Annotated in this window: 3 protein-coding genes; all 3 read right to left on the bottom strand. The window is 63.8% G+C overall.

Annotation, left to right across the window (positions count from 1 at the left end; translation table 11 throughout):
- Positions 1 to 1,716 (bottom strand): caspase family protein (locus EOA32_RS32515; protein ID WP_128373916.1); only part of this gene is annotated, 1,716 nt, incomplete at its 3' end.
- 252 nt (positions 1,717 to 1,968) lie between these two features.
- Positions 1,969 to 2,802, bottom strand: coding sequence for an S-formylglutathione hydrolase (gene fghA, locus EOA32_RS32510; protein ID WP_128373915.1), 834 nt, complete (start codon positions 2,800 to 2,802; stop codon positions 1,969 to 1,971).
- A gap of 404 nt (positions 2,803 to 3,206) precedes the next feature.
- On the bottom strand, positions 3,207 to 5,486 hold the full coding sequence (locus EOA32_RS32505; protein ID WP_128373914.1) for a xanthine dehydrogenase family protein molybdopterin-binding subunit: 2,280 nt from the start codon (positions 5,484 to 5,486) through the stop codon (positions 3,207 to 3,209).
- Positions 5,487 to 5,502 lie beyond the last annotated feature (16 nt).

Here is a 5,502-nt window from a genome sequence, read left to right as displayed (position 1 = left end):
GACATGCCCCCTGTCGGCAGCTTCCTGGATGGCCTTCTTGGCCTCCTCGACCTTGCCGGCAACAAGCAGCGCACGCCCGAGCTGGTAGCGGAAGCGGGCGACGTCGGGATAGGCTTTCACCGCCGCCCGGCAGACATCCACGGCGTTGCTGCTGATTTCGTTCGGCAGCAGGCCGGGGACGACGCCCTGCAGGTCGAGAGGCTCGCCGGCCTCCCTGTCACAGGCGTCGACGCTTGGCGACAGTTTCATCGTCGCCGGCTTCGACGGCGTGTTGTCGGCCCTTATTTCGAAGCCGACGCTCAGCGGCTTGACGGCGCCGATCTGGGGTTCGTAGCGCAAGTGGTCGACTTCATCGGCCATCAGGCTTGAATCCGGAGACAAGGTCCGGTCCGGCAGCGACAGCGTTCCCGTTGCCGGATAGCTTGCAAGCTTCACGCTGACGGCGGGATCCTTGGTCGGGAAAACGAGCTTCAGCGGCACCGGGCCGACACCGACCGGGACGCTTACGTCACGGTTCTCGATCGCCTCGGCGGCGCCGGTGATGTGAATGCCGCGCTCCAGCACCTGCTGCTCCTGCTCGGCCTCAAGCGAAGCTATGAGCTGCTGCCCTTCGGCGGCGTTCCCGTTCTTGACCCGAAACACCAGGATACCTTGGGATTGACCGCCCCAATTGTCATGCGTGGCATAGGCCAGCATGTCGACCTCTTCCTGCGCGCCGGATCCTTTCGGCACGTCCATCTTAAGGCGCGGCAGATCTTTGCCCGCAATCGGCTGGCCGATAGCGACAGGCTTGCCGTCCAGCGTCAGGCGTCCAAGCGCCGGCGGCCTTTCGATGCTGACGGTGACCGCGCCGCCGTCGACATCGACCGGCTCCGGCAGGTCAAGCGCCACCGGTCCGACGCCCGACGGCACGACCTTTTCCAGCACCGGCGGCAGTGCCGGTCGACTGGCGCGGCGCATCAGCACCACCTCGTCGATCAGCGACGAATTCTCCCAAGGAACCTGCTTGCCATCCGTGGCTTTGACCACGTCGCGGCGAACCGCCGCCATCACCGTGCGGATCTCCTGGTTGGGCGCCAGCGCCCGGCGCGAGAAGGCGGACGAGAAGGGACTGAGATCGCTCGCCCCGTCATAGGCAACGGCTCCCGGCTCGGTGGCGAAGGCAATCAGCGTGTTCAGCGAGCTCTTCACCTGCGCAAGTCCGGTGCCGCCCGCGGCAATCAGCTGGTCGCGCAACCAATAGTCCTTGCGCGGGAACGGATTGTTGCGGCAGGCATCGAGGATGATCACCTGGATTTTCGATTTCGCCCGCAGCTGTTCCAGCACGTCGTCGAGCTTGATCGCCTGGACCTCGATGTCGGCCGCGGCCTTGAGCGAGGCATCGACCGGGATGAGGAAATTCTCGCCGCCGATCTGAAAACCGTGGCCCGAATAGTAGACGACGGCGAGATCGGCACCGTCCGCCGCGGCGAGATAGTTGCGGAACTGCTCCTCGAACCGAAGCTTGGTGAGATCCTTGGCGACGAACACGTCGAAGCCGGCCAGGCGGAATGTGTTCGACACATCCTCGGCATCCTTGTCCGGGTTCTTGAGAGCCGGGATGTCGCGGTATTCGGAATTGCCGATCACAAAGGCGACCCTGCGCTCCGCATGAGCTTCGAAGGCCGTGAAGCTCACGAGAACCAGGGCTGCAAGGAACGCGCAGCATCGCAGCATGGCAAATCCTTAACTGCTATGACCTGTCGGCCACAGGAACGCAGCTTGCGGCGCCGAGGTCTGTTAAAGAGTTCACAATCTGCCGGGACCAGAGCAGACCGCATGCATAACGACAGCGGGCATGCGTCTCATCCAACCAAGTACTAAATTACTCCAGAGACCTATTCACCGCAATGACAAGACGCGTTGGATCGCCGGATTGCGTCGCGGCCATCCAACTTCCGGTTCAGGGCTGCCGGGCGTTTGCGCTGCCTATGCCAGCCGCGCCGCATGCCACTTCAAATGGTCGTCCATGAAGGTCGAGATGAAATTGTAGGAATGATCGTAGCCTTCCTGCATGCGCATCGTCAGCGCGATGTCGGCCTTTTTGCACGCCTCTTCGAGCAGCCAGGAACGAAGACCATCCTGGAGGAAGCCGTCGGCGCTGCCCTGGTCGACGAGCAGTTCGCCGTAACGATGGCCGTCCTCGATGAGCAGCGTGGCGTCATGGGCGCGCCAGCTCTTTTCGTCTGATCCCAGGTATTTTTCCAGTGCCGGCCGCGACCAGCCCGCCGTCGTCGGCTGCACGATCGGCGCGAAGGCCGAGCAGCTCCGGAAGCGCTCAGGGTTCTTTAGCGCGATGGTCAGCGCGCCGTGCCCGCCCATCGAATGGCCGAAGATCGACTGGCGCGAAATGTCGACCGGGAAATTGGCGGCGACGAGCGCCGGCAATTCCTCAGTGACGTAGGAGTACATGCGATAGTTCTTCGCGTAGGGCGCTTGCGTGGCATCGACGTAGAAGCCGGCGCCGCAGCCGAACTGCCAATTGTCCTTCTCATCGGGAACGTCCGGACCGCGCGGGCTGGTGTCGGGGCAGACGACGACGAGTCCAAGCTCGGCCGCCAGGCGCCGGTATTCGCCCTTGTCCATGACATTGGCATGGGTGCAGGTGAGCCCCGAGAGATACCACAAAACCGGCAAAGGCCCGTCCTTCGCCTGGGGTGGCACGAAGACGGCAAAGGTCATGTCGCAAGCACAGACTTCCGACGCGTGCGAATAGACGCCCTGGATGCCGCCGTGCGATTTGGACGTGGAAAGGACGTTCATCGGTTCTGCCTTCTCGCCGGGAATGTCCGGCCCGACATAGCTGCCGGACCCGGCGCCCGCAACCTTGCACCTCGCCAAAACGGCGCAGATGCGCGATCGAACGGCGGAAGGGCGGACATTTCGAGCCGCTCTTGTTATGCGTCGCCTCCCAGGCGAGCGTTCGCGTGTTGTAGGGTCGGCAAGAGAACATCCGGCCGGATCGCAAAAAGAAGTCTTTTTCTGTCCTTTGCTTCGCCGAAACCGAAGCGGGGCGCTCGCTGGCAAGCGGGCAGGGAAAATTCGACGGGTTGTGAACGGAAGCTATCCGCCGGTGCAATGCGGGTGGGGGTGCTCGCATTGCACCGGCGGCTCGGCAATCAGCGGATTGATGAGCAGATCGCGGCGCGCTGCCGCTCGCCGCATCGTCAAGCGATAAGCTGGTCGATCCTGATCGGCAGATCGCGGATGCGCTTGCCCGTCGCGTGGTAGACCGCGCTGGCAACGGCGGCGGCGGTGCCGACATTGCCGAGTTCGCCCAAGCCTTTGACGCCGGCCGGATTGACGGCGTGGTCTACCTCCGGGACCAAGATCACCTGCAGGTCCCTGATGTCGGCGTTGACCGGCACGAGGTAATCCTGCAGGTCGCGGTTGACGTAGCGGGCATAGCGCCTGTCGACCTCGGTCGCTTCATGCAGCGCCTGGCCAATGCCCCAGATCACGCCGCCCATCAGCTGGCTGCGCGCGGTGCGCGTGTTCATGATGCGGCCGGCCGCGAAAGCGCCGACGATGCGCGGCACACGGATTTCCCGAGTATAGCTGTTGATGCGAACTTCGACGAACTCCGCGCCGAAGGCGTATTTCACCGAGTCCTCGTCCTGATCGCCGCCATGGAATTCCGACTGACCGGCATAGAGTTTCTTCACTGCCTCAGGCGTCGCGCCTTTCGGGGCAAACTCGGCATATTCCTCGATCGCGCCAATTTGCATCGCCTTGAAGACGTCCTCGATCTTCGCGGACGCTCCGCCCCTGGCCGCAATCTTGCCGCCGTCAAGGTCCAGTTCCTCGTTATGTGAGCCGGCAAGCGGGCCGCCTTCGGCCGTGGCTCCGGCGGAGAGCTTCGCCCGGATGGCATCGCAAGCCTTCAGAACCGCCGAGCAGACGCTTGCGGTGGAAATCGAACCACCTGAGACCGGGGCCGGAGGCAGGCTGCTGTCGCCCATTTCGACGGTCACCTTGTCGATCGGAACGCCAAGACGTTCCGAGGCCATCTGGGCGGCCACTGTCCGGACGCCGGTGCCGATCTCATGCGAGCCGCATTGCACCCGCACATCGCCATCCGACGTCAGGCGCACGCGCGCCGCGCATGGTGCCACCGCGGTGGGGTAGATGGCGGTGGCGCAGCCCATGCCGATCAGCCAGTCGCCGTCGCGCATCGCGCCGACCTTGGGGTCTCGCTTCGCCCAGCCGAAGGCATTGGCCGCCTGTTCATAGCATTGGATCAGCGAGCGGCTGGAGAAGGGCTTCTTGCCGATCGGTTCCGCCTTCGGCTCATTGATGCGGCGGAACTCGACCGGGTCCATGCCAAGCGCCACCGCCATCTCGTCCATCGCGTTTTCCAGCGCGTAGACGTAAGGTGTCTCGGGCGGCGAACGCATGTAGCCCGGCGTGTTGCGATCTGCCTGGACCAGCGACACATGCGTCAACACCGAGCCGTAGTCGTACATGCGGCCGGTCGCCGAGGTGCCGCCGACAACATAGGGATCAGGGCGCGATGTCACCTCCCATCCTTCGTGCGCGAAAGCGGTGATGCGGCCGTCCTTGCCGGCGCCGATCCGGATGCGGTGGCGGGTTTCGGCCCGGTAAGTCTGTGTGCCGAAAGCCTGCATGCGGCTCGTCACGCAGCGCACGGGACGCCCGAGACGTTTTGCGGCTACTGCGACGATGGCGGTGCGCGGCGTCATCGGTCCTTTTGAGCCGAAGGCGCCGCCGATGAAGGGACTGACGATGCGCACATTGGCCGGATCGATTTTCAATTCTCTCGCAAGTTCGGCCTTCCAGCCGGTGACGTTCTGGGACGGCTCGTGGACGATGAGCTGATCGCCCTGCCAAAATGCCGTCGTGGAGAACAGCTCGATCGGGTTGTGGTGCTGGGTAGGCGTTGAATACCGAGCGTCGATCCTGACCGCGGCGGCTGCATAGGCGGTGTCGAACTCGCCTGCTTTCACATCCTCCTTGAACAGCGGACTCTTGCCGGCGGCGGGAATGGTTTTGGTGCCGGGACTATCGAAACTCGCGGACGGCTTCTCTTCCTCGTAATCGGCGCGGATCAACTGGGCCGCCTCCTCCGCCGCCTCGAATGTCTCGGCAACGGCCAAGGCGATGATCTGGCCGTCGTGGAAAATCGTCCTGTCATGCAGCGGTCCGATCGAGGTCGCGCCGGCGTTGCCGAATTTCGGCTTCTCGACCTTGTCCATGTCGCCATAAGTGACGATGTCGAGAAGGCCCGGCACGGCACGGGCATCGTCCAGGTGAAGCTTCGTCACCCTGCCCTTGGCGATGCTGCTGGTGGCCAGCGCGCCATAGGCCAGGTTTGCCGTCGGCAAGTCTGCCGGATAGTGGGCTTGCCCGGTGACTTTCAGCCGCGCATCGACGCGAGGCAGCGGCTCGCCCATGTTCTCCTTGGGCTTCGGAGCGGCTGGGTCCATGGTCACACCTTCATGT

This window comes from Mesorhizobium sp. M1A.F.Ca.ET.072.01.1.1, assembly GCF_004023325.1.
GTDB lineage: Bacteria > Pseudomonadota > Alphaproteobacteria > Rhizobiales > Rhizobiaceae > Mesorhizobium.
The sequence above is the reverse complement of the archived record's forward strand: the minus strand, read 5'-3'. Positions and strand labels throughout refer to the sequence as shown.